The sequence below is a fragment of the Nostoc sp. C96 genome, assembly GCF_059384975.1.
The window spans coordinates 1,473,190-1,497,066 of sequence record NZ_CM182020.1 but is presented as its reverse complement, the minus strand read 5'-3'; the positions used below and the strand labels follow the sequence as shown (position 1 = coordinate 1,497,066).

General features: G+C 38.8%; 20 protein-coding genes. 13 read left to right on the top strand and 7 right to left on the bottom strand.

The features are described from left to right. Positions 1 to 121 precede the first annotated feature (121 nt). A complete protein-coding gene (locus AC504W_RS06420; RefSeq protein ID WP_096585573.1) occupies positions 122 to 517 on the bottom strand; it encodes a response regulator in 396 nt (131 codons plus the stop codon). A gap of 227 nt (positions 518 to 744) precedes the next feature. Here AC504W_RS06420 and gyrA point away from each other — a divergent pair, with 227 nt between their 5' ends. From gyrA to AC504W_RS06405, 3 genes are all read left to right on the top strand, one after another. Further along, positions 745 to 3,246, top strand: coding sequence for a DNA gyrase subunit A (gene gyrA / locus AC504W_RS06415; RefSeq protein WP_494876862.1), 2,502 nt, complete (start codon positions 745 to 747; stop codon positions 3,244 to 3,246). A gap of 5 nt (positions 3,247 to 3,251) precedes the next feature. After that, positions 3,252 to 3,938: a phosphatase PAP2 family protein gene (locus AC504W_RS06410; protein ID WP_494876860.1), complete on the top strand. Its 687-nt coding sequence runs from the start codon at positions 3,252 to 3,254 to the stop codon at positions 3,936 to 3,938. A gap of 126 nt (positions 3,939 to 4,064) precedes the next feature. Continuing rightward, a complete protein-coding gene (locus tag AC504W_RS06405; protein ID WP_015111343.1) occupies positions 4,065 to 4,247 on the top strand; it encodes a chlorophyll a/b-binding protein in 183 nt (60 codons plus the stop codon). A gap of 136 nt (positions 4,248 to 4,383) precedes the next feature. Here AC504W_RS06405 and rpoD read toward each other — a convergent pair whose 3' ends face one another. Both rpoD and gyrB read right to left on the bottom strand, forming a co-directional pair. Beyond that, positions 4,384 to 5,559, bottom strand: a complete 1,176-nt coding sequence (gene rpoD, locus AC504W_RS06400; RefSeq protein WP_096582886.1) for an RNA polymerase sigma factor RpoD — start codon at positions 5,557 to 5,559, stop codon at positions 4,384 to 4,386. Between the two features lie 1,590 nt (positions 5,560 to 7,149). Further along, positions 7,150 to 9,087 (bottom strand): DNA topoisomerase (ATP-hydrolyzing) subunit B, encoded by a 1,938-nt coding sequence (gene gyrB / locus AC504W_RS06395; protein ID WP_494876859.1) that lies wholly within the window; start codon positions 9,085 to 9,087, stop codon positions 7,150 to 7,152. A 375-nt stretch (positions 9,088 to 9,462) separates the two neighbouring features. Here gyrB and miaA point away from each other — a divergent pair, with 375 nt between their 5' ends. Further along, complete coding sequence (gene miaA / locus AC504W_RS06390) at positions 9,463 to 10,356, top strand: tRNA (adenosine(37)-N6)-dimethylallyltransferase MiaA (protein WP_494876858.1); 894 nt, start codon at positions 9,463 to 9,465, stop codon at positions 10,354 to 10,356. A 17-nt stretch (positions 10,357 to 10,373) separates the two neighbouring features. Here miaA and AC504W_RS06385 read toward each other — a convergent pair whose 3' ends face one another. After that, positions 10,374 to 10,838: a GNAT family N-acetyltransferase gene (locus AC504W_RS06385; protein ID WP_494876857.1), complete on the bottom strand. Its 465-nt coding sequence runs from the start codon at positions 10,836 to 10,838 to the stop codon at positions 10,374 to 10,376. Positions 10,839 to 11,011: 173 nt separating this feature from the next. On the opposite strand from AC504W_RS06385, the gene AC504W_RS06380 reads away from it, so the two are divergent. The 5 genes from AC504W_RS06380 (at position 11,012) to AC504W_RS06360 (ending at position 15,763) form a co-directional block, all read left to right on the top strand. After that, the gene (locus tag AC504W_RS06380; RefSeq protein ID WP_494876855.1) at positions 11,012 to 11,215 is read left to right on the top strand and encodes a hypothetical protein; all 204 of its coding nucleotides are present in this window, start codon (positions 11,012 to 11,014) and stop codon (positions 11,213 to 11,215) included. 558 nt (positions 11,216 to 11,773) lie between these two features. Beyond that, positions 11,774 to 13,000 carry a CHASE3 domain-containing protein gene (locus AC504W_RS06375; RefSeq protein WP_494879576.1) on the top strand — a complete coding sequence of 409 codons (1,227 nt, stop codon included), beginning with the start codon at positions 11,774 to 11,776 and terminating at the stop codon, positions 12,998 to 13,000. Beyond that, complete coding sequence (locus AC504W_RS06370; protein ID WP_494879574.1) at positions 12,945 to 13,970, top strand: sensor histidine kinase; 1,026 nt, start codon at positions 12,945 to 12,947, stop codon at positions 13,968 to 13,970. Before AC504W_RS06375 ends, AC504W_RS06370 begins: the two co-directional genes overlap by 56 nt. A 27-nt stretch (positions 13,971 to 13,997) precedes the next feature. Continuing rightward, a complete protein-coding gene (locus AC504W_RS06365; RefSeq protein ID WP_103126651.1) occupies positions 13,998 to 14,468 on the top strand; it encodes a response regulator in 471 nt (156 codons plus the stop codon). Positions 14,469 to 14,581: 113 nt separating this feature from the next. Further along, complete coding sequence (locus AC504W_RS06360) at positions 14,582 to 15,763, top strand: sensor histidine kinase (protein ID WP_494876853.1); 1,182 nt, start codon at positions 14,582 to 14,584, stop codon at positions 15,761 to 15,763. Positions 15,764 to 15,845: 82 nt separating this feature from the next. On the opposite strand, the gene AC504W_RS06355 is transcribed toward AC504W_RS06360, so the two are convergent. The 3 genes from AC504W_RS06355 to AC504W_RS06345 all read right to left on the bottom strand — a co-directional run bounded on the left by AC504W_RS06355 (position 15,846) and on the right by AC504W_RS06345 (position 18,624). Next, positions 15,846 to 17,282 (bottom strand): sensor histidine kinase, encoded by a 1,437-nt coding sequence (locus tag AC504W_RS06355; protein WP_494878584.1) that lies wholly within the window; start codon positions 17,280 to 17,282, stop codon positions 15,846 to 15,848. Beyond that, entirely contained in the window at positions 17,279 to 17,992 is a 714-nt protein-coding gene (locus AC504W_RS06350; protein ID WP_494876851.1) for a DUF4079 domain-containing protein, read from the bottom strand. Before AC504W_RS06350 ends, AC504W_RS06355 begins: the two co-directional genes overlap by 4 nt. 164 nt (positions 17,993 to 18,156) lie before the next feature. Beyond that, positions 18,157 to 18,624, bottom strand: a complete 468-nt coding sequence (locus tag AC504W_RS06345; RefSeq protein WP_494876849.1) for a DM13 domain-containing protein — start codon at positions 18,622 to 18,624, stop codon at positions 18,157 to 18,159. Between the two features lie 268 nt (positions 18,625 to 18,892). On the opposite strand from AC504W_RS06345, the gene AC504W_RS06340 reads away from it, so the two are divergent. The 4 genes from AC504W_RS06340 (at position 18,893) to AC504W_RS06325 (ending at position 23,834) form a co-directional block, all read left to right on the top strand. Next, positions 18,893 to 21,187, top strand: coding sequence for a glycosyltransferase (locus AC504W_RS06340; RefSeq protein ID WP_494876847.1), 2,295 nt, complete (start codon positions 18,893 to 18,895; stop codon positions 21,185 to 21,187). A gap of 291 nt (positions 21,188 to 21,478) precedes the next feature. After that, on the top strand, positions 21,479 to 22,237 hold the full coding sequence (locus AC504W_RS06335; protein ID WP_494876846.1) for an ATP-binding cassette domain-containing protein: 759 nt from the start codon (positions 21,479 to 21,481) through the stop codon (positions 22,235 to 22,237). After that, entirely contained in the window at positions 22,234 to 22,863 is a 630-nt protein-coding gene (locus AC504W_RS06330) for an ABC transporter permease (RefSeq protein ID WP_494876844.1), read from the top strand. The genes AC504W_RS06335 and AC504W_RS06330 overlap by 4 nt, the downstream gene beginning before the upstream one ends. A gap of 5 nt (positions 22,864 to 22,868) precedes the next feature. Beyond that, positions 22,869 to 23,834, top strand: a complete 966-nt coding sequence (locus tag AC504W_RS06325; protein WP_494876842.1) for a glycine betaine ABC transporter substrate-binding protein — start codon at positions 22,869 to 22,871, stop codon at positions 23,832 to 23,834. The last annotated feature ends 43 nt before the right edge of the window (positions 23,835 to 23,877 follow it).

The window sequence follows — 23,877 nt, the reverse complement described above, 5'->3', positions numbered from 1 at the left end:
TTAACTACTTGCGAAAAACCGTATATTATAGTACATCTATACTAGACAAAGAGCAAATATTCCCCCAAAAATATTTTTGGGGGAATATTCCTCAGAGAGTCTAGTTAATTTTTAGTGGTGATTAATGGGGAAGAAGTGCCATGATTTGGTCAACAAATTGTTGGTGGTCAACAACAGGCTTGGAGATGTAACCGTCAGCACCACTTTGCTTGAGAAAGTTTTCGCGATCGCCTTCCATCGCGTGTGCAGTCACCAAAATTATAGGTAAATTTGCTGTTTGCGGATCAGATTTCAACATTTGGGTAATTTTGATGCCATCAACAGACTTACCTTGATAAACACTTCTAGACAAAGAAACATCCATTAAAATTAGATCTGCTTTCCCCGATTGAGCAATTTGAATCACTTCTTCAACATTTTCGGTATGTTTGACATCTAAGCCACCGCGTTTAGTCAAAATTTTGGAAAAAACGCGAGCATTAATTAGATCGTCTTCAACAATTAAAACGGTTTTCATGAGAATTTTATTAATAGAGGTGAAGGGGAGAACGCACTGAGCAGCAAAGTTGTCTAGCTCTTTTTTAATCATTAATGTATGTTCCCGTCATCAAGGATAATACTACTGCCGTTTATCCAGTGACTAACAAGATTGTGTTAGGAATCCCTTTTCATCCGTTATGCTGTGTTTGCTGCATTGTTCAGTTATAGAGATTTTTGTGTAGTTAACTTTCAGGGAAAAAACTCATGGCAAAACAGTTAAACCTTCTCTCAACGGGACAGGTAATTACAACAGCCCTGCACACCGAGATGCAACGGTCTTACTTAGAATATGCCATGAGTGTGATTGTTGGGCGGGCATTACCAGATGTGCGTGATGGCTTAAAGCCTGTGCATCGCCGCATTTTGTATGCCATGCACGAACTAGGTTTAACACCAGATCGGCCTTATCGTAAATGTGCGCGTGTTGTTGGGGATGTACTGGGTAAATACCACCCCCACGGGGATCAAGCCGTTTATGATGCTTTAGTTAGGCTGGTGCAGGACTTTTCTAGTCGTTATCCCTTACTGGCAGGACATGGCAACTTTGGTAGTGTTGATAATGACCCACCAGCAGCAATGCGCTACACCGAAACTCGTTTAGCATCCATTAGCCATGAGGGAATGCTGACAGAAATCGGTGAAGAAACTGTGGAATTTGTCGGTAACTTTGATAATTCCCAACAAGAACCAACGGTATTACCTGCACAATTACCCTTTTTGTTACTCAATGGTTGTGCAGGAATTGCTGTGGGTATGGCGACAAACATTCCACCGCACAATTTGGGGGAAATTGTTGATGGCTTAATCGCCTTAATTGACCAGCCAGATTTATCTGATGAAAAGTTATTAGACTTAATTCCTGGGCCAGACTTTCCCACTGGGGGCGAAATCGTTGGTGATACTGGTATCCGGGAGGCTTATAGCACAGGTAAAGGTGGAATTGTTCTGCGAGGAGTTGCCCAAATTGAAGAAGTTGCTGGTGGTAAAGGAACGAAGCGCCGGACAGCAATTGTGATTACGGAATTGCCTTATCAGGTGAATAAGGCAGGCTGGATTGAAAAAGTCGCAGAATTAGTTAATCAAGGTCGTTTGCAAGGAATTTCGGATATTCGAGATGAAAGCGATCGCGAAGGTATGCGGGTAGTCATTGAACTCAAACGCGATACTAACCCCCAAGAAGTGCTGCAACATTTGTATCACCAAACCGCTTTGCAAAGTAATTTTGGGGCAATTCTGCTGGCAATTGTCGAAGGACAACCCCGACAATTAAGTTTGCGGCAATTATTACAAGAGTTTTTAAATTTCCGAGAAGCAACCTTAAACCGTCGCTATGGTTACGAATTGGGTAAAGCAGAAAGTCGTTTACATATAGTGGAAGGGTTGCTGAAAGCCTTATCTCAAGTGGATGAAGTAATTAGCATTTTGCGCCAAGCTGCTGACGGTAGCACAGCCAAAATTAATTTGAGTAGCCAACTGAATTTGAGTGAATCACAAGCAGATGCAATTTTAGCAATGCCTTTGCGCCGTCTGACTGGTTTAGAACAACAGAATTTACAACAGGAATTTGAGCAACTAACTACACAAATTGCCCTCTTGCAAAACTTACTGAGCGATCGCCGCGAACTATTAAAGTCGCTGAAAAAAGATTTGCGATCGCTCAAGCGCAAATATGGGGATTCTCGACGAACTAAATTACTCTCTGGTATTACCGAGGAGTTGAAGAGCAAAGCCGCAGAGGGTGCCAAAAGTCGCAAGACAGAAGAAATTGAGGAAAATCACCCACTTGAACAGCCAGCTGAAGAAGCAATTCTAGAGTTTACCCAACGAGGTTATGTACGCCGCCTTTCAACCTCTGGGAAAAAACCAAAAGCAGAAAATGGTCTCCCCGATCATGATTTCCTCATCCAAACTGAATTAACCGATACCAACAAAGATTTACTCATCCTTACCAGTGGTGGCAAAGTCTACCCGGTACGTGTGGGTGATATTCCCTTAACTACTGGCCGTTCTCCACGGGGAACTCCATTGATCACTACACTCACAACTACTGCTCAAGTTAGTCAAGAACCTGTAGTCAGTCGCTTTTTATTACCAGAAGATTTAGACTCTAAGCAAATGATTCTCCTGACAAAACAAGGCAGAATTAAGCGCTTATCTTTGGCAGAATTTACCAACCTGACTCGTCGCGGAATTACGATTGTCAAGCTCAAAGACGATGATGAATTGTTATTTACCCAGTCCACAAACTCAGGTGAGCATTTAATTTTGGCTAGTTCTGGTGGACGTTTATTGCGGTTTGCCGTAAATGACGAACAACTACCAGTTATGGGTCGAACAGCTATGGGTTTACAAGCTTTTCGACTGTTGAGAAATCAGCAAATGGTTGGCTGTGCCACGGTGGGTAAAGATGATCATTTACTATTAGTTACTCAACAAGGATATGCCAAGCGTATGGCGGCAAGTCAATTAAGAGCAGCTAATCGAGGTGATTTAGGCACGCAAGCACTGAAATTTGCAGCTAAAACTGACAACTTAGCGAGTATGGTAAAGGCGACTACTCCAGAAGTGGCGCTGGTGACAAATAAAGAGCGTGTAGTCCGGCTAAATGTAGACACAGTACCCATTTTGGGTAGAGATGCTACAGGTGAAATTATCCTGCAACTCAACCGAGATGAAAAAATTATTGCTGTTGCTGAAGTACGTTAGTGCAGATGCTCCGAAAAATTGCCAATTTTTGGTTGCGACACATACATCCTCGTCTAGCTACTTTAATTGCCACATTTGGTATTTTTGGGTTAGCTAGTTGTCTATTTATTCTTTTTGTTTTAGCAGAGCTTTTTGAAGAAGTTTTAGAGCGAGAAGCTTTTGCATTTGATACCTATTTTTTGTTGTGGTTGCATCAGTTTGCTAACCCCAGCTTAGACAATGTGATGCTGACAATCACGAACCTGGGCAATCCGAGTGTGGTGGTGCTGGTTGTAGTTGTTAGTTTAGCCATACTTTGGTGGCGGCGTTACTTTCAGGAAGCAAAAATATTTGCGATCGCTTGTTTGGGAGCTTTGATTCTGAATACTGGACTAAAGTTGCTATTTACTAAACCTCGTCCCCAACTTTGGCCTCAGTTAATTACGGAAACATCTTTTAGTTTTCCCAGTGGCCATGCTCTAGGTTCTTTGGTGCTATATGGATTTCTCGGTTACTTGTTAGCAACTCACTATCCCCGATTTGCTCAATTTATTTACAGTGTGACAGTTATGGCGATCGCGTTTATTGGAATTAGTCGTCTATATTTAGGGGTACATTGGCCTACAGATGTCATTGCAGGTTATGGAGTCGGGTTTCTCTGGCTGACTATCTGCATTGCTATGCTGAAACTACAACAACTCAGACAAAGCTAGGTTTTTTCAAATATGTCAAGCTTTAATAGCAAAAATAAAATTTAACGTTACATTTTTTAAAGTTAGTTGTTATATTAATTTACATAGGGCAATAAACCTTAGTAAATCCTGTTTGGAGTTCCAACAATGACTAACACAACCACAAAAATCACTGCTCCTGTAGTTGAAGATCGCAACGCTTGGCGTTGGGGTTTTACTCCTCAAGCAGAAATTTGGAACGGTCGTTTGGCAATGATTGGCTTTTTATCTGCTGCATTGATTGAATTGTTCTCCGGTCAAGGCTTCCTGCATTTCTGGGGCATTCTTTAAGTTTTAAGTAATGTAAATTATCTAAGAATATGAAAAATAAAAACCTGGTAGCAATTAACTACCAGGTTATTTATTTTTGGTTATTTGTCATTGATCAATAGTCATTTGTCAGAAACTTATGACTATTAACTATTAACTACCGAATATATTCCTTGAGGACGCTGTTACGGTTGGGGTGACGTAATTTGCGGAGGGCTTTAGCTTCAATTTGGCGAATGCGTTCGCGGGTAACGTTGAAGATTTGACCAATTTCCTCCAGGGTTTTCATCCGACCATCATCCAAGCCGTAGCGCAATCTCAGAACATCGCGCTCACGAGGGCTGAGGCTGTCGAGGACTTTTTCTAAATCTTCACGCAACAGATTTTTAGAAACCTGATCTTCTGGAGTTTCACCATCAGATTCAATAAAATCACCCAATCGAGAATCTTCTTCTTTACCAATGGGTGTTTCTAATGAGATGGGTAGCTGTGCAGATTTAGCAATAAACCGCAGTTTCTCGATGGTCATTTCCATCCGAGTAGCGATTTCTTCCTCAGTAGGTTTGCGACCCATTTCTTGAGAAAGTAGCTTGGTGGTTTTCTTGATGCGGGAGATAGTTTCGTAAAGGTGAACTGGTAGGCGGATAGTACGAGACTGATCAGCGATCGCTCTGGTAATAGCCTGACGAATCCACCATGTAGCGTAGGTGGAGAATTTATATCCCTTTTCGTGGTCAAACTTCTCAGCCGCACGAATCAAACCAAGGCTACCTTCTTGAATCAAATCTTGGAATGACAAACCACGATTCATGTATTTCTTGGCAATAGAAACCACAAGCCGTAGGTTCGATTGCACCATCTTATCTTTTGCTCTGCGACCAACGTGCAGGCGATAGCGAAAAGCAGGTAATGGTAATTGTACTGCTTCTGCCCATTCGCTATCACGAGGATCGCGGTCTAACTGTTCTGAGAGTCTTTCTCGGACTCTTTCTAATTCCAATAAATCTGCAATTTTTCGCGCTAATTCGATTTCTTCGTCAGCCCGCAACAAGCGAATTCGCCCGATTTCTTGCAAGTAAAGACGAATTGAATCTTCGGTGTAGTGCTTTTTCTTGCTTTGTGTGCGACGACGCGATTTAGCGGCTTTTCCAGACTTTGCGTCGTCCTCATCAGACTGAGGCTCTAAAAATTCATCCATTTCGCCATCATCAACGAGAAGCAAGTCATCCTCTTCTTCAATTAAGAGGTCTTCTAACTCCTCAAAATCAGGCTGATTTATTATTTCTAGGTCAGGCTGAAAATTGCTTTCGAGTACGTTGTTAGCCTGGTTCATGCCGCGTTCCTCATGCTCCTTGCAGAATCAATTACTTCAATTAATCAAGATGTATTTAGCGCTCTTTTTATGAGGGCTAGTTAACAACCGAAAATCGGGTTTTAGGCTGTTTTCCCTGAAAGTTTTTCGGTAGTTTTACTCCATTTTGGAGTAGTTATTTATTGAAGTGTGAAAAGTCGCGTTTACTGCTGACTTACTCACTTTATTAACAGTCGCGTGTTGCTGTCGCACACAACTTTTAACTTCTTTGTTTAAAACAGGGCTTGTCTTTGTCTTGATCAAAAATTAACCACTCCATATAAACAATTATGAGCGTTGGCATATTTTCTTACAAAGACTGTTCCGATTGTAGCCTGTTTCACAAAAATTGCACTCTTTTTGTGTGTTAATCATGAAGTCATTAAGTAAGTTGAAGCCACTATTATCAAAAAGATATTAAAAAGGGTAGGTGTTCCCTTAAATTTTTTATAAACCTTTTTGAAATTACAGTGGACTCATCTTTACATTCAAAGGAAATTAATCTCACCTTCACACAATCTTAGGTATTAACTACAACATTAATTACCTAGAATCCTCGTGTTTTATATTAACTTGGGTGAGAAGTATTTAGAGGCATATTTTTACATTTCCTTTATAAATGACTCATCCCAAACAGTGATGCAGCAAGTCTCGCTAGGTAGAGCAGCAAGAGTGATACTGCTTGTCTAAACACACTGAACTTGAGTTGATACCATCCGCCTTAACTAAGGAGTTGAGGTTGTGGCAGAATCTGCCAGATGGCGTTCAATGGAATGTTAACTGAGTTGGTCTTATTCACACATTAGCGCACAGATGAGATTTCAACCCTATGAATCTTGACAAACTGCTCCTATTGTATACAAAGATATTTTAATCAATTTATAAAGAATTTGACAGTTGATAATTTAGATATTTATCTGCCTAGGGCAAAAGTTTATTAGATACAGACAAATTATCAATTTTAGCTAAAGCAACATCAAGATGTTTGGATATTTGCTCCCACAAATTTCTGGTGCTAGTCACTAGTAAGTTGGACATAAAGCAGTTATAGCATTGGTGGAGAATGTATTAGTTAATTCTGATTACGTACGAATATGTTAAATATACTACTGGTTTATGCAGAAAATTGTTGCTTGGTGTAATCTTCAACATCCTCAAATATTTAACCAACTTTGTAGGTAGATAATCTTCAGTTTGGCACCTCAAGGATAACAAATGCTTTTCTAGCTTGGATGAAATTTGGATACACAAATTATTGATTTGGAATGATTGACTCTGGAAAACGCCAACCCCAGTGATATTTATGAATTAAACCCAAATTTTTTATAGCTTGACAAGAAAAAGCTTTTATGCGGTACCTAAAAATAAAACTAATCACCTTAGTAATTAATAATTATGTATTTTATCAAACAACTTCCTGATGAAGGAAATAATACTTAGAAAAAATTTGCTTGATGTTTCTAGCTAGAAACGATGCAGTTAATAGCCGATCGCCCAAAAGAAAAAAGGTAATGAGCGATCGCCCATTACCCACCATTACTGCACATCAGGATAATTGATATTAGCTTGATATTATATATCTAGCTCAGCAAAATTGAGTTTAGAACCGTAGGTTTCGATAAATTCACGTCGGGGCGCAACGCGATCGCCCATTAAAATAGTGAAAATGCGATCAGCTTCGGCAGCATCTTCAATTTCTACTTGTTTGAGAGTGCGGGTTTCTGGATTCATTGTAGTTGTCCAGAGTTGTTCGGGCATCATTTCGCCCAAACCTTTGAAACGTTGGATAGTGTAGTTAGCATTAGCTGGGAACTTAGCAATGGCTTGTTGCAGTTCTCGCTCACTATAACAGTACTCATGATTCTTGCCGCGTTCTACCTTATATAAAGGAGGACAAGCGATATATATGAAACCTTGTTCGATGAGCGATCGCTGATATCTGTAGAAAAATGTTAACAGTAATGTGCGGATGTGCGCCCCGTCTACGTCCGCGTCGGTCATGATAATAATGCGGTGGTAGCGCAGTTGGGTAGAGTCGAATTCTTCGCCTTTTACGCCTAAACCCAAGGCTGTAATTAACGCCTGAATTTCGTTATTTTTGTAGATTTTGGAATCGTCAGTTTTTTCGATGTTGAGGATTTTACCACGTAGAGGCAGGATAGCTTGGGTGCGGCGATCGCGTCCTTGTTTAGCGCTACCACCCGCAGAATCACCTTCCACAATATAAATTTCCGATTCGCCAGGATCACGAGAACTACAATCAGCTAATTTTCCTGGTAATGGCGAAGATTCTAAGACAGATTTGCGTCTGACTAATTCCCGTGCGTGGCGTGCGGCTTCTGCGGCTTTAAAAGCTTGGATGGCTTTATCTAAGATAGAGTCTGCTATCCCCGGATGAAATTCGAGGTACTCAGTTAAAACTTCCCCTACCAAGGAATCAACAATTCCCCGTACTTCAGTATTACCCAGTTTAGTTTTGGTTTGTCCTTCAAATTCGGGATCGGGGACTTTGACAGAAATGACTGCTGTTAAACCTTCACGGACATGTTCCCCGCTGAGGTTGGGTTCATTTTCTTTGATTTTATTGCGCTTGCGGGCGATCGCATTTAACGTCCGAGTCAGTACCGCCTTTAAACCTTCTAGGTGGGTTCCGCCATCAACGGTGCGGATATTATTCGCAAAACCCAACACGTTGTCTGTATAAGCATCAGTACACCACTGCAACGCAACTTCTATCTGCACATTGCTGCGTTCGCCTTGTACATAAATAATTTCTTCATGTAGCGGCTGCTTATCGCGGTTCATGTAAGCGATATATTCTTTAATCCCACCCTTATATTCATAGGTTTCAACTTTGGGTGTATCGCTTTTAAGAAGTTCTAAACGATTGTCTGTGAAAGTAATTTTCACCCCTGCATTCAGATAAGCCAATTCTCGCAAACGGCCTGCTAGGGTGATGTAATCAAATTCAATCCCAGTCGTAAAGATTTGTGTATCTGGTTTGAAAGTTACGGAAGTCCCGGTTCTCGCTTCTTTATAAGGCTTTGCTACCAGTTCAGTAACGGGAACACCTCTCTCATAACGTTGGGTATGAACCTTTTTATCCCGCCAAACCGTAACTTCGACAACTTCTGATAAAGCATTAACTACAGAAATCCCAACCCCGTGTAATCCTCCCGAAACTTTGTAGCCGCCACCGCCAAATTTACCACCAGCGTGCAGCACTGTCATTACGGTTTCCAAAGCCGATTTCCCAGTCCGCGAGTGCGTATCGGTAGGAATACCCCGACCGTCATCTGTTACACTCACAGAACCATCTGCATTAATCTCTATTTCTATATGGGTGCAGTATCCTGCTAATGCTTCATCAACAGAGTTATCTACCACCTCATAAACTAAATGGTGGAGTCCTCGCGGCCCGGTAGAACCAATGTACATCCCCGGTCGTTTGCGGACGGCTTCCAGACCTTCCAGAACTTGAATCTGATCGGCACTGTAACTGCTCGTCATGAAAATTCTCCTGATGCGTGGGGTTGAAATCGCCCAAAGGCTGAAAAAGCAAAAACACACCAAAATTCTAACACAAAAGCCTTAGTGACGACTGTAGGGCAATTCTATGAGAAGTTTATCTAGGGGATGTATCCCCATAAGTTTTCCCGATAGATCATCTAATTTTTTCCGAAATCACTTTTTTCAGCACTAATGGACACAGAGTATTTTTAAAGATGATTTTGTTAAACCTCAATAAAAATACTTCTTTGAGAGGTTAACACGGTTCTCATCTATTGAGAATATAGTACAAAAATACTAAACTGCCATGTTAACACAAAGGGGTTAGGGAGATGAACTATTGACAATTGACCATTGACAATTGACCATTAGCCAATGACCAAATTAATTGTTATTTGTGGAGCGACTGCAACAGGTAAGTCTGGTTTAGGGCTAAGTTTAGCTAAAAGATTGGGTTCTGTGATTTTCAGTGCAGATTCCCGTCAAGTTTACCGTGAGTTTAATATTGGCACAGCTAAACCAACGTTAGCAGAACAAAAATTAGTGCCACATTATTTAATAGATATCTGCAAGCCAACAGACACTATGACGGTAGCAGATTATCAAGAGCAGGCACAAGCTTTGATTGAGTCGGTTGGTGTCGAGCCAATTTTCTTAGTAGGTGGAACTGGTTTATATATACGTTCCATAGTTCAAGGAATGAAAATTCCCAAAGTTGCGCCTAATGATGAATTGCGATCGCAATTAGCATCTCTCGGACAAAATCAACTATATGGTATGTTGCAACAAGTTGATCCTGTTGCCGCAAATAAAATTCATCCTAACGATCCCGTGCGGACTTTACGCGCATTAGAAGTATTTTATATAACTGGAATTCCTATCTCTAATCAACAAGGAGAAAACCCACCAGATTATCCAATTTTACAGATTGGCTTAGATTGTGATGTTGATAAATTAGACGCACGCATTCACAAGCGAACTGAACAGATGATTGCCGATGGGTTAGTATCTGAAGTTGAATATCTTTGCCAAAAATATGGTACTGATTTATCTTTGTTAAATACCTTGGGATATCAGGAAATCAAGCAATATTTAGCTGGTGAGATTACTTTAAATACAGCCAAAGAATTAACAGTTTTACATACACGACAATTCGCCAAGCGACAACGTACATGGTTTAGAGCATATCCGCAAATTGAGTGGTTTAATGCAGACGATCCTGATTTGATAGAGCAACTTTGGCAGCGTGTAACTGAGTTTATTAATTAAACTTTACTTTTTGCTTCCTACTCCTGGCAATATTTCATAAATACTATAGGCACTCTGAACAGTTGTTTAGCAAATTGAGAGATGCCAAATTTCTGCTTGAGAGATGGCGGAATATTTTCAAAATCAACTGTGACAAAACCAAAGCGACTATAAAACTGTGATAAATTTTCACCCAAGCATTCTAAATATAGTGGTTCTGTTGCTTGACTTATGAGATGCTGAGTGAGCAAACTGCCTAACCCACGTCCTCTCCAAGTTGGTTTAACAACTAAACTACCCAGTTCTTGTACACCTACAAAATTACGTAGTTGTCCACAAGCAATTAAATTACCCTCACATTCAAGCACAGAAAACTGTTGCCAACGTAATTGGGTAGGGTCAAGTTTAGCTAAAAATACTAATGAACGAATTGACCACTTATCAGCCGATGTTGCCTGACGCAAAATACATCCAGATGGTAATGATAAATTGTTTGAGTACATTCAGTATAGTGGGGCTGTTTGTGTTTAAATTCTGACGACTAGCTCCTGAGTTCGGTTGTTCTAGTACTTCCGAGAGAGTAAAAATTTATTCAGAACCAGATTTTAGATAGATAACTTTACATTCTTCATATCTCTACAATAAAGCCAAGAATAAAACGTAGGAGTTTATAGTTATGGCTGAAGAACAAAAACAAAAATCTTCTAACAATCAAGATACCACCCCTACAGCTTCTGGTGGCTATCAAACCCCTTTACAAGAAGATATTCGTAAAACTGGAGATGCGTCTAAGTCTGATGCGAGAAAGACAGCTACACCAGAAGCACCTGGAGAAGATGATGTAGCAGGTAGCCCTAATCAAGGTACTGAATCACGTTAATTTTATTCAGATGTGTAGAGCCTAAATAATTTGGTAAAAATTATTTAATGATTTTTAGTCAGTAAAAGTTGAGTGGGTGATGCCAGCAAAAGCATGATTACCCACTCAATTTTTATAGCAGGATTTACGAAAAAATAGAGTAACTCCGTCATTACGAGCGATAGGGAAGTAATCTCTCTTGACGCTGAGATTACGGTTCCGGTTGCAATGACAATATCGGCGTTGCGTAAGTCCTATCCTACATAGTTGAGACTAATTTGTAATGATAAATAATTAAAAAATATTGATAGTTAATTCTGTCATCTATCAATAGACATATATTTAGTGTTCAAAATACTATGTCACCCAATAATTGGCATAGCTTTTGTAAATTATTGCTTTTGATAAATCTTGATAATCTAAGTAGTTAGAAATTTAGCCATTAATAAATATTAAATATAAGCAAAAGTTTGAGTTTTTTTCCACTTAGTGGAAGTATCATCTGATTGATATCTTTTGCTGTTTAACTATTAAGAATATATATTATTTAGTTCTCAACTGAACTTCTGCGAGTTGCTTATGAATAAACTTTCAGAAAAATTTGTTGCAGGTGGTTTTGGTGTGGCATTACTACTGCTGTGTGGGGTGGGGATAACATCTTTTATCAGCTTCCAGCGGTTAACACAAGAAAAGCAATGGGTAATTCATACTCATCAAGTTATAGAAGCCTTAGATCACCTGCATCTTGGTTTGAGTAATGTAGAAAATGCCCGTAGTAATTACATTTTTACAAAAAAGGCAATTTATAAAGTAGTTTATGAGCAGGAAAAGCAAAAGGTAACTCAACAAATTCAATTAATCAGGAATTTAACTAGGGACAACTCTCAGCAACAAGCCCAGATTCAGAAAATTGAAACTAGCCTCATATATAAATTTGATTTATTACAGAAATCCATTGATATTTTTGAACAACAAGGTTTGTCAAAAGCCGTAGAAATTTATCAAACTAATCTGGCTTTTAATATAGACGCACAACTTAAACATCTCACTCAAGTAATGGAGAGTGAAGAAAAAACCTTATTACAGCAGCGGATAGCCAATACAGATGATAGTTTTAGTCAAATTATTTTTGTAGTGGCTTTAGGATATGGCTTGAGTTTTTTTCTGATAGTAGTGGTTTATTTGCTGCTGCAAGAGCAAATTCGGATTAATAAGCTTTTATCAGCAGAAGCCATTCTTTTAGAACAGCAAGCAGCAAAAGCAAAACTAGTAAATATTCTAGAAACTGTCACTGATGCTTTTGTCGCTTTAGATGTGAATTGGTGTTATGCCTACGTTAACCAAAGGGCAGGACAAATTTTCAATCGTCGTCCTGAAGACTTGATTGGCAAAAATATCTGGGAAGAGTTTCCCGAAGGTGTGGGACAACAGTTTTATTATGCTTATTACCAAGCTGTGGCAGAACAGAAGGTAATTGAGATGGAAGAGTATTATCCACCGTGGGAGCGTTGGTTTGAAAATCGAATTTATCCCAGTCGAGAAGGGTTATCAATTTTCTTTCAAGACATCACGCGCCGCAAATTAGCAGAACTGGCTTTAGAAAACAGTGAAAAACGTTATCGTTCATTGGTAATTGCGACATCTCAAGCAGTTTGGTTAGCTGATGCAAGGGGATTTCCCAAAGAATATTCTTCTTGGGTAACTTTAACCGGGCAAAGTCAGGAAGAAATTGAAAAATGGGGATGGCTGAATGCAATTCATCCTGAAAGACCGGGATTTTTCTCAGTTTTTATGGAATCAGGCTAAGGAATGGAAAAGTCCTTATAAGCTAGAACATCGTGTGCGAGTGGCTGATGGTAGCTATCGATTTTTTGCTGTGCGGGGAGTTCCTATATTAGATGGTGATAACGAGATTCAAGAGTGGATAGGGACTCACACGGATATTACAGAGCGCAAACTAGCAGAGGACGCACTACAACAGGCGAAAGCCGAATTAGAAATTAAAGTGCAGGAACGTACAGCGGAATTACAAAAGCTGAACGAAGAATTGAGGAACTCGAATCAAGAATTAGAACAGTTTGCTTATGTGGCTTCCCATGATTTGCAAGAACCATTACGGGCTGTCACAGGCTATAGCCAACTATTAGTGGAAGAATATCAAGAACGGCTAGATGAGTCTGCCCAAGAATATTTAGATTACATCATTGATGGTGCGAAACGAATGCAGCAGTTGATTCAAGACTTGCTGGCCTATTCTCGTGTAGGGACACGGGGTCGAGCATTTACATCGACTGACTGCAATGCTGTACTTAGTGAAGTTCTGAGTAATTTACAGATGGCGATCGCCGAAAGTCAAGCTATCATCACTCATGAGCCATTACCTAACGTACTCGCAGATAAAACTCAGCTAGTACAATTATTTCAAAATTTGATTGGTAACGCTATCAAGTTTCACCGCAAAGATGTGCCACCACAAATTCATATTAGTGCAGTGAGGCAGGAGAAGAGTATGGGCGTAGGGGAAGAAAATTTTACTCAGCACTATGTTTGGTTGTTCTCAGTCCAAGATAATGGTATTGGCATTAAATCCCAATATCTTGAGCGGATTTTTGAAATTTTCCGTCGCCTACATACCCGTCGAGAATTTCCGGGTACAGGTATTGGTTTGGCTATTTGTAAAAAAATTGTTGAACGCCATAATGGTCGCATCTGGGCTGAATCTCAGCTAAGGGTAGGTACAACTTTTTACTTTACTCTTCATGAATCAGTTACCTGAAAAATTTTGGATAAAGACATGTAATATATGGTTAATAACAGTATCGAAAATGGTCAGGTATGTCGGTGTGTGGAAATTTTGCTAGTTGAAGACTCTCCTAGTGACGCTAATCTCACTATGAAAGGCTTTGTCAATGCCAAAATTGCCAACAACTTGCACTGGGTAGAAGATGGTGAAACAGCAATGAATTATCTCCGCCAGCAAGGAGAGTTCGCTGATGCGCCTCGTCCAGATTTAGTTTTACTCGACTTGAATTTACCAGGGATGGATGGACGGGAAGTCCTGACGGAAGTTAAATCTGACCCCAGCCTAAAACGTATTCCTGTTGTTGTGCTGACTACCTCAACAGATGAACAAGACATACTACGTTCCTATAATCTCCGTGCTAATTGCTATGTCACAAAACCCATTGATATCTACCAGTTTATTGAAGCTGTGCAGTTAATTAAAGATTTTTGGTTAGCAGCGGTCACGCTTCCACCAGATTCATCAATTTAATAATGTCTTTTTCTATTTGTCCAATATGAATTATGATTGAGCATTGTTTTGACAATGAAAAAATCAAATGATTATTGGGCAAGTTTACATAAATATATTTTATGCAAAAAATAATGATTCAAGTTCTCTTGGTAGAAGATAGTCCTAGTGATGCCAAGCTACTGCATCAAATATTTTTACATGCCTATCAACAGGAATTAAAGATACTGCATGTTGAAAGATTGTCTGAAGCAATAGAGTTAAGTTTAGTGAATCAGAAACACTTAAAAGATGGTTGGGAAAGTGCAACTCTCAAACAAGATAAATTTGATGTTGTCTTGTTAGATTTAGGATTACCTGATTCTGTGGGAATAGATACTTTAAAAGAATATCGAGCCGTAGTACCAGATATTCCTGTAGTGGTTTTAACTGGGCTTGATGATGAAGAATTAGCCATGCAAGCATTAGCAGAAGGCGCTCAAGATTATTTAGTGAAAGACCAAATTACCATCCAGCGATTAGTACGTGCTATTCGCTATGCAATTGAACGAGAAGAAATTCTGAATAAGTTAAGAGAGAGTGAAGAAATTAGCCGTCAAGCATTAGCTAAAGAACAACAACTTAATGAGCTAAAGTCTAATTTTGTGGCAATGGTTTCTCATGAGTTTCGTAACCCAATGACTACAATTAGGACTGCTATGGATATACTGCAACATCAAAATAACTTGAATGAGGAGCGAAAAAGTTTCTATTTTGAACGTGTGCAAGATGCAATTAATCACATGCTTCAGCTACTCGATGAAGTGTTATTTTTGAGCAGAAGTGAGGCTGCCAAATTAGAATATAAACCTGCACTTTTAGATTTAATTAGTTTTTGTGAAGAAATCACAGATGTTCTGCAAATGAAGGCGGTTGGTCAGCAGAATATTATCTTTAACTATGCAGGAAAATGCAACATTAGCTATATGGATGAGGAATTACTGTATTGTATTTTAACTAATTTAATTTCTAATGCTGTTAAATATTCTCCGCCACAAAGTAATGTCTGGTTTAATTTAGATTGTGGAGAAGATATGGTAGTTTTTCAGGTGCGGGATGAAGGTATTGGTATCCCTGAAAAAGACCAAATAAATCTATTTCAGACTTTTTACAGAGCTAGTAATGCGCGGCGAATTCAAGGAACAGGCTTAGGGCTGGCTATGGTGAAAAAGTGTGTAGATTTACATGGTGGTGAAATTAGTATAGAAAGTAAGCAGAATATGGGAACTACGGTAATAGTAAGACTGCCGTTAAATTCTCATGGTGAGAGTAAATAGTTGGCTAAAAATAAAGTTAAGTAATTAAGGTTATTATTTGTCAGTGTGAAATAATTTAGGAATCAAAAAATATTAATAGTCATTAGCTAGAGCTTGATAAATAAGCAGACAATGTAATTGTAAATATACTCCCTTCACCTAAACGCGATCGCACCGTTACATTTCCATTCATCCCCTCAACTAAAGTTTTTACAATGGATAGTCCTAAACCACAGCCACCAGTGGAACTAGTACGGGCTTCATCTATACGATAAAATCGCTCAAAAATTCGTGATTGATGTTGTAAAGGAATACCATAACCTTGATCACAAACTTGAATGATAGCTTGGTCTGCTTGTTGATAAAACTTAATAGTGACAGCAGTTGTTGGATCAGAATACTTAAAGGCATTATCGATTAAATTGAGTAAAACTTGTTTGAGGCGATTGTAGTCAGCTTTAGCCTCAATTGGCTGGTTAGTTGATTCAATTGTAATCTGGCGATCGCTATAAGTTTTCGCCATGACCACAATTTCTGAGATTAAATCATTTAACAAACAACGTTCGAGGCGAAATAGCAAATTCCCACTATCCGCTCTGGCTAAATCGAGCAAATCTTGTAACAGCCGAATGGTACGTTCAGCTTCAGCTGCGGCTGTGGCTAAAGCTTCTTGTTGAACTTCGGTTAAGTTATTCTGCCGTCGCAAAACGCTTTGCAAATAGCCATGTACGATGGTTAGAGGTGTACGTAATTCATGAGATACATTACTGACAAATTGTCGCTCTTGCTCCCAAGATTGGAACAGACGCGATAACATCATGTTGTAAGTTTGAGTTAATTCTCTAACTTCGCTGGGTGCTTTATCTAAATAAAGTTGCGCTTGTCCTAAGTCTGCAATGGAAATGACTTCTGTCATTTGACTTAACTGGCGTAGGGGTTGCAGGGAACGTTTGATGTAAAATGCGATCGCCACAGAAATAATTGTAATAGTGACAACACTGCCAATCCCCAAACTCTGCACAATCACTAAAAACATACTTTGTTCTTGAGTGACATCCTGGACGACAAATAATGTTCCCACATTCTGACCTTGTAACCTCAAAGTACTACCACACATTACAAAGTAGGTTTTACCCATTTCTTGGGCTATGGGTTTAATTGATGTCTGAGTTAAATCCATTAACTCAGATACTTTTTTTTTGGGTAATTTATTTAAGTTATCTGATTGGGCTATTATTTGATTTGTGGAATTTTTGACCCACAAATATGTATTTGCTGTACTTAAATTATTAATTGCCTTTTGCAGTCCATTTTCTTCTGGTAAAACTTCAGTATATAGTTCTACATAATAAGGCAAATGTTGGGTAATTTGTTGAATATTAGTTTTATAACTACTAATTAAAAATTGCTGCATTTTCCAGCTTGTCCAGATAGCTAGGCTACCTAATCCTAAAGCCGAAACCGCAGCAATTCCAATTGTGAGTCGAACGCGTAGTGAAAAAGGATCAATTGTGCGAAAAATTTTCTGAATTTGATTCACTTCGGTGGTTGAGGGGTTGGTGTTGGACAAGTTTTGTTAACATAATCACACTGATAAATATAAGGTTCCTGCCAACTTAAGGGAATTTGTAATAAATCTCTTGTACCTGTTAATCCTTGTCCAATAAACAGTAAAAGAGCAACACAGTTTAATATTGTATGAATTACCCGCCAGCGATGAGACTTATAAATATCTTGCACAATTGCCAGAGAAAAAACCATCAGTAGTGATGCGGTAATACCAATATAGTAGTGTGACCAGTACCACTCATTAGTCAGGCGATAAACACCATCTTGACAGCCTAGAACTACTAAACCAATACCCGTTAAAATTGCAAAAATCCCTCGCCATAACTTTTGTTTTGCTTGATAAATTAATACTAAAGAAGCAATAGTCGCCACAAACATTAATATGATAAAAATTACTTGAAAATTAGCAGTATTCCATAATTGCTTTTTGATAATATTTTTACCAATGGGATAGGCTAACCCGACTAATGTTAAGCCAACAACGGCACTGGTTAACCAATCACCTAACTGTTTATGTTCTTTACCAACTACAGGTGGAATTTTGCTTTTATTTTCAGTTAAATTTTGCAAACGACGTTGACGTGTTTGCCAAGCAAAATTCACAACATTCCCAATCAAAGGAAAGACAAAAATTACTGCGATCGCCGGATGTAAAAGCCCAAGAAAATCTGCTATTTCCATAATTTTTTGTATGATAACTATCAAAACAGAATATATCCATCAGTAACCAGAATTCAGAATTTTCTTGGAAGTAGTGAATAAATGGGTTGAATACCAGATAATTTGGACTTGGCGACTCCATGAGCATCTTGATTTTCATTTCTGAATTCTGACTGATTTTTCAATTAACCACCTAAACTGGCATAACCAAAAGTAGCATTAAATTTGCGACACCAAACTGCTACTGATCTATATCCAGACAATTGTAGATTTCTTGGTATAACGTAGCTTTGACTACCATTAAATCGTCTCAAACGACCAATTAAAACATAATCTTTTCTTTTTAAACCATAGATTTGGGGTGCAGCAGAGCGATGTAAAATAACATACACATCAGGGCCGCTACTGGTACTAAAATTGCGATCAAACTGCAAATATCTGGTGTTATTTCTTGTGACAATGCTGACTTTTCCTTTCGTTGCGTGTTCTCCACGGCGAAAGAAAGCAGACTGACCTACAGCAGCAGCCACTTGAGTAATTGCAGTTTGAGCAACAGGTATTGAAGGGGGTGTCTGATATGCAGTGACTTCGTTAATAGAGCCTAGGCTAACAGTTGCAACCATACCAAGGATAGCGAAACTATTAAATTTCATAGTGTTTACATCCTCAAATATATGTATATGAGGAAAATTTATAGCTGTCTGTGATGATGAATATTAAATTAAGCTGAGAATTAGTTAAAAATTTAGTTCAGCCATTTTTATCAGAATTTAATCTCATTAATTTTAAACTTATTTATCCAGAAAATAGCTATAAAATTGATTTTTTCATCTAATATTTGAGGGTGAGTATCGTCAATAGACTATATAATATTTTCATCTAAATAAGTTAAAATATTTAGTTATTTAGGAGATTAATCAAGTGCAAAAACGTGAAATTGCCAGACTTAATCTTTTGAATCAGAAACAGAGGCATTCTGATCATCTTATTAATCAAAGAGTTTTTATCTTTCGCCTAGTGGCGCTAATGCTGTTGAGCATTGTGATCTTATCTGGCTTGCTGGTAGCAGGTTGGTTTGCTGGTGAGATGACAATTGATGGATTTTTTGCTCAAATTTATATTTGGCAAATGAACCCGCCAATGTGGTTAGAAGCGCCAATGGTAAATAATAAATATTTACTTTCACTAACTTTGGCATTGCTCATCACAATGTTTGTTGTGATGAAACTTTCACCTCAGCCGCGAGTTTGGTCGCAGCGGTTAATAGTCGGCATATTAATTATCTTAACTTTGCGGTATTTATTATGGCGATCGCTCTCTACCCTTAACCTTGCAGATCCATTAAATGGTGCAATTAGTTTGGGGCTATTTGCTTTAGAGATTGTAATGATTTCTAGCAGCTTAATTGAACTATTTTTAATGTTAAATATTAAAGAGCGTCACCGGGAAGCAGATGAAAAATCCATTGCGGTGATCAATGGAGATTTTATGCCATCTGTAGATATTTTTATTCCTACATACAATGAACCAGAATTTATTGTGCGGCGTACGATTATTGGTTGTCAAGCTATAGAATATTCTCAAAAAAACATCTATCTTTTGGACGATAATCGGCGCACAGAAATACGAGAACTAGCAGCAGAACTTGGCTGTCAATACATTAGCAGAGCAAATAATCAACATGCCAAAGCCGGAAACTTAAATAACGCTCTCACCCAAACTAATAGTGAACTAATCGCTGTTTTTGATGCAGATTTTGTTCCTACCAAAAACTTTCTGACTCGTACTGTGGGCTTTTTTCAGGATGAAACTATAGCCATAGTCCAAACCCCACAAAGCTTTTATAATGTTGACCCCATAGCCCGAAATCTCGGATTAGAAAATATTCTTACTCCCGATGAAGAAATATTCCATCGACATATTCAGTCGATGCGAGATGGTGCAGAAAGTGCCATTTGTGCAGGTACTTCTTTTGTTGTGCGCCGCACTGCATTAGAAAAAACTGGCGGTTTTGTCACTGAATCTTTATCAGAAGATTACTTTACAGGAGTTAATTTAGCTGCTTATGGTTATCGGATTATTTATTTAAATGAATTACTCAGTGCAGGTTTAGCCGCCGAAAATATAGCTGCTTATGCAACGCAACGCCTGCGTTGGGCGCAAGGTACACTTCAAGGGCTGTTTATTCAGTCTAATCCGCTAATCGTTCCGGGATTTAGTTTGACACAAAGATTAGCCCATTTGGGAGGATTTTTGAGTTGGTTTGCCACTATTTCCCGTATTTCTTTTCTGTTAATGCCCTTGGCTTATTCATTTTTGAATGTTACTCCGATTCGGGCAAAATTACCAGAATTAATTTATTTTTGGTTGCCTGTTTACTTAGTTAATCTCACAGTATTTGCCTGGTTAAATAAGTATTCTCGTTCAGCATTTTTATCAGATATTTATTTTTTAGTATTATGTTTTCCTGTAGCGTGGACAGTAATTAACTCTCTGTTGCGTCCCTTCTCGACAGGATTTAAAGTCACACCCAAAGGAATAAGTAGCGATCGCTATACTTTCAATTGGAAATTAGCCTCACCTTTAATTCTATTATTTATCGCTACAGCTATTAGTTTGTGGCAAACCATCTGTATGTGCATACTCAAACAATCTATGGCTACAGAAGTACCAGCAATAGCTGAACAAACTGTATATATGGGCGTAGGTTGGGTGTGGAGTATCTATAATTTACTCATGATTGGTTCGGCAATTCTAGTTTTCCTCGATGCACCCAAAACAGATAAATTTGAATGGTTTGATCTACGGCGAGTTGTTGAGTTAAAAATTGAAAAGGAAAGTTTTTGGGGTGTTACCACAATGATGTCGGAAAGTGGTGCAGAAATAGCACTAACTCAGCAACTACCCATAAATTTATTTGTCAGTCAACCATTAACAATCAAAATTGCTGAAGAAAATCTACACCTAAATGCAGAGATTGTAAGTACAGGATTTGCTAATGAATTTCCCATTATCCGCATTTACTTTGAATCAGTCAGCCTTAATCAACATCGTCGTTTAGTAGAAATTTTATTTTGTCGTCCCGGACAATGGAAACGTCAAAATGCCCCAGGAGAGTTAAGTTCTCTGTTATTACTGTTGAGAATATTGCTGAAACCCCGCTTTATTTTTGATAAAAAAATTGATGTTAGCCCTGTTGGCGTGGCTAAGGTATAAGAGGATGGCTAGGGTGGGGTAAAAAACATTTGAGACATCAATATAGTTATGCTTGCCATCAGTGGGTGTTTTGAAGCTTGTGGCAATTTATTATGATGTGTTCTGTGTATATTTTCGAGATAATTTTTCATAAATAAAAATTAGCAAAGTGGCGAACACGCCACTTTGCATGACTTTATCTTCGTCGGCTAACGTGACAACACATACATAGTCTCTATGGCTGAATCAAATTTGACTTATGAGCAAAATCAGCAATAATAACGTAAAGTCAGCCTATAGCAACAGTCAACCATGTCGCAAAATCGCCAAATTGCTGTTGAATTCCACGATGTCAGCTTTAGCCGCAACCGTCGCAATTTAGTATCTCATCTCAACTTTTCTATCTATCAAGGAGAAGCTTTAATCTTACTTGGACGTAGCGGTAGCGGCAAAACCACGACAATGAAGTTAATTAATCGCCTTTTTACACCTACAAAAGGCGAGGTAATTTTTGATAACATACCGACAAATCAATGGGATGAAATTAAACTACGGCGGAAGATTGGGTATGTAATTCAAGAAACTGGTTTATTTCCCCATTTCACTGTAGAACGCAATGTGGGTTTAGTTCCTAGTTTAGAAAGTTGGAAACCGAAACAAATCAAAACGCGAGTGTATGAATTGTTGCAATTAGTGGGTTTAGATCCTGTGCAGTTTGCTGGGCGTTATCCCCACGAACTTTCCGGGGGACAAAGGCAAAGGGTAGGTGTAGCGAGGGCGTTAGCAGCAGATCCCCCAGTTTTGTTGATGGATGAACCTTTTGGCGCACTTGATCCGATTACGCGTTTAGAATTGCAGCAGGAGTTTCGGCGGTTACAGCAAGAACTCGGCAAGACAGTAGTTTTTGTTACTCACGATATTCAAGAAGCTTTTGTTTTAGGGTCTAGAATCGGTTTGATGTATGACGGAGAACTGGTAGTATTGGGTACAAAGGAGGAATTTCTGCGATCGCAACATCCAGAAAGCCTAGCATTTCTTGAATGTCTGCGTTCTCTGCAAGACAATTTATGAAAGATTTTTTCCTGATTAAGTATGCGCCAGAAATTTTTCAGCATACACTAGAACATTTGTTTTTGGTAGGCATTGCTATTGGAATCGCAACATTTATCGGCATTCCTTTAGGCATTTTAATTACTCGTCAACCTCGCCTGCGTCAACCAATTCTGGGACTAGCTAATGTGTTACAAACTATTCCGAGTTTGGCGCTATTTGGGTTATTGATTCCTGTACCTGTAATTGGTGGTATTGGTGTTGTTCCGGCAATTGTAGCTTTGACTGTATACTCTTTTCTGCCGATAATTCGCAACACATATACAGGTATTACAAGTGTAGATCCAGCAATTATTGAAGCTGGTAGAGGCATGGGAATGACTGATAAAGAATTACTATTACAAGTCGAAATTCCCTTAGCGATGGGTGTAATTTTAGCTGGGGTAAGAGTTGCCACAGTTATAGCTATTGGCATTGCCACTATTGCCGCTGCTATTGGTGCTGGTGGTTTAGGCGTGTTTATTTTTCGCGGAATTGCGGTGGTGAATAATGATTTAATTTTAGCGGGGGCAGTACCCGCCGCCGTGATTGCATTACTCGCAGATTTGCTAATTGGATTATTTGAAAAACGATTAAAAATCAAATAAAAGTAATGAAAAAATTTTTGATATTTTTCATTTTAACTTTTGCTTTAGTAGTAGCGATCGCAGCTTGTAACCCCAACTCGAATAATACCACTGGTGATATTGTTGTTGCTTCTAAAGATTTTACAGAACAAGATATTTTAGGTGAATTATTAGCCCAACAAATTGAAGAAACAACCAAACTTAAAGTTGCTCGTCGTCCTCGTTTAGGTGGTTCTTTTGTTTGTCATAATGCTATTCTTGCTGGCAAAATTGATGCTTATATTGAATACACAGGCACAGCTTTTACTGGTATTTTAAAACAAAAAGCTGTAAATGACCCAAAAGTTGTTTACGAGAAATTAAAACAAGCATACTCGCAGCAATTTAAGCTGGAAGTAATGCCTAGTCTAGGTTTTGAAAATACCTTTGCAATCGTAATTCGTGGTGAAGATGCGAAGAAATATAATCTGCAAACCTTATCGCAGGCTGCACAATATACACCGCAATGGCGCGGCGGTTTCGGCTACGAATTTTTAGAACGAGAAGATGGTTTTCCAGGGTTAGCTAAAACCTACGATTTGCATTTTTCTAAATCACCGCAAATTATGGACTTGGGTTTAATATATCGCGCCCTAATACAAAAACAGGTAGATATGGTGGCGGGAAATTCTACTGATGGACAAATTGCTCGTTTAGGTTTAGCTGTATTGAAGGACGATAAACAATATTTTCCACCCTATGAAGCTACACCAATTGTCAGACAAGCAGTGTTGAATAAATACCCGGAGTTGAGAAGTGCGATCGCTCAACTTTCTGGTAAAATTTCCGCAGATGAAATGCGGCAGTTAAATTATTTGGTTGAGGGAGAACTAAGAGATATTAAGGAAGTTGTGCGTGAGTTTCGTAAGGCTAAAGGTTTAGTCTCACGCAGAGAAGCCACTGCACTGGGCAGGTTTCCTGACTTGTTCGCTGAAAGCGTTCCCGCAGGGTAGCAAGTGGCGTGCGCAGAGGCGCAAAGTTTTTATATGGAGAAAT

Excerpts from the sequence above, each read along its gene's own strand:
- gyrA (WP_494876862.1), top strand. The coding sequence starts at position 745 with ATGGCAAAACAGTTAAACCTTCTCTCAACGGGACAGGTAATTACAACA.
- rpoD (WP_096582886.1), bottom strand. The coding sequence starts at position 5,559 with ATGAACCAGGCTAACAACGTACTCGAAAGCAATTTTCAGCCTGACCTA.
- gyrB (WP_494876859.1), bottom strand. The coding sequence starts at position 9,087 with ATGACGAGCAGTTACAGTGCCGATCAGATTCAAGTTCTGGAAGGTCTG.
- AC504W_RS06380 (WP_494876855.1), top strand. The coding sequence starts at position 11,012 with ATGGCTGAAGAACAAAAACAAAAATCTTCTAACAATCAAGATACCACC.
- AC504W_RS06360 (WP_494876853.1), top strand. The coding sequence starts at position 14,582 with ATGATTCAAGTTCTCTTGGTAGAAGATAGTCCTAGTGATGCCAAGCTA.
- AC504W_RS06330 (WP_494876844.1), top strand. The coding sequence starts at position 22,234 with ATGAAAGATTTTTTCCTGATTAAGTATGCGCCAGAAATTTTTCAGCAT.
- AC504W_RS06365 (WP_103126651.1), top strand. The coding sequence starts at position 13,998 with ATGGTTAATAACAGTATCGAAAATGGTCAGGTATGTCGGTGTGTGGAA.
- AC504W_RS06405 (WP_015111343.1), top strand. The coding sequence starts at position 4,065 with ATGACTAACACAACCACAAAAATCACTGCTCCTGTAGTTGAAGATCGC.
- AC504W_RS06370 (WP_494879574.1), top strand. The coding sequence starts at position 12,945 with ATGCAATTCATCCTGAAAGACCGGGATTTTTCTCAGTTTTTATGGAAT.
- AC504W_RS06420 (WP_096585573.1), bottom strand. The coding sequence starts at position 517 with ATGAAAACCGTTTTAATTGTTGAAGACGATCTAATTAATGCTCGCGTT.
- miaA (WP_494876858.1), top strand. The coding sequence starts at position 9,463 with ATGACCAAATTAATTGTTATTTGTGGAGCGACTGCAACAGGTAAGTCT.
- AC504W_RS06375 (WP_494879576.1), top strand. The coding sequence starts at position 11,774 with ATGAATAAACTTTCAGAAAAATTTGTTGCAGGTGGTTTTGGTGTGGCA.
- AC504W_RS06335 (WP_494876846.1), top strand. The coding sequence starts at position 21,479 with ATGTCGCAAAATCGCCAAATTGCTGTTGAATTCCACGATGTCAGCTTT.
- AC504W_RS06410 (WP_494876860.1), top strand. The coding sequence starts at position 3,252 with ATGCTCCGAAAAATTGCCAATTTTTGGTTGCGACACATACATCCTCGT.
- AC504W_RS06385 (WP_494876857.1), bottom strand. The coding sequence starts at position 10,838 with ATGTACTCAAACAATTTATCATTACCATCTGGATGTATTTTGCGTCAG.
- AC504W_RS06350 (WP_494876851.1), bottom strand. The coding sequence starts at position 17,992 with ATGGAAATAGCAGATTTTCTTGGGCTTTTACATCCGGCGATCGCAGTA.
- AC504W_RS06345 (WP_494876849.1), bottom strand. The coding sequence starts at position 18,624 with ATGAAATTTAATAGTTTCGCTATCCTTGGTATGGTTGCAACTGTTAGC.
- AC504W_RS06325 (WP_494876842.1), top strand. The coding sequence starts at position 22,869 with ATGAAAAAATTTTTGATATTTTTCATTTTAACTTTTGCTTTAGTAGTA.